We start from the raw sequence: 372 nt of genomic DNA, 5'->3' as shown, positions 1-372 counted from the left end.
TTCAGGGTTTTGTATAATTTTTATGTTGGGGTAGTGGGCTTTTACAAAAGCTACCGAAGCATCTGTTGAGGCATTGTCAGCTACATAAATGGTGGCTTCGGGCGTGTGTTTTGTTACCGATGGTAAAAATTGTTCTAATAACTGTTTTCCATTCCAGTTTAATATAACAACGGCTATTTTCATACTTTGTAATTAGGAATGTCTTTTAAAAAATTATAACGCTCATTATCAAAATCCATTTGGCAATAATAATGATTTAATCCGTTTGTAACCATTAAATATGTGGCGTTAAGCGCTAAGTTATATTGTGCAATTTGATCAAAAGTGGATTGGTTTATGGTTATTTTTGGCGCTTTACACTCAACAATTAGC

Annotated in this window: 2 protein-coding genes; both read right to left on the bottom strand. The window is 33.3% G+C overall.

Annotation, left to right across the window (positions count from 1 at the left end; genetic code table 11):
- On the bottom strand, positions 1-183 hold a 183-nt coding region (locus FUA24_RS25885), incomplete at its 3' end, for a glycosyltransferase family 2 protein (RefSeq protein WP_246147082.1).
- The coding region (locus FUA24_RS17290) for a type I restriction enzyme HsdR N-terminal domain-containing protein (protein WP_148544330.1) at positions 180-372 on the bottom strand (193 nt) is incomplete at its 5' end. The genes FUA24_RS25885 and FUA24_RS17290, both read right to left, overlap by 4 nt.

The sequence above is a fragment of the Seonamhaeicola marinus genome (assembly GCF_008085455.1).
Note: the sequence above shows the minus strand (reverse complement) of the source record. Positions and strands in the feature narration are given on the sequence as shown.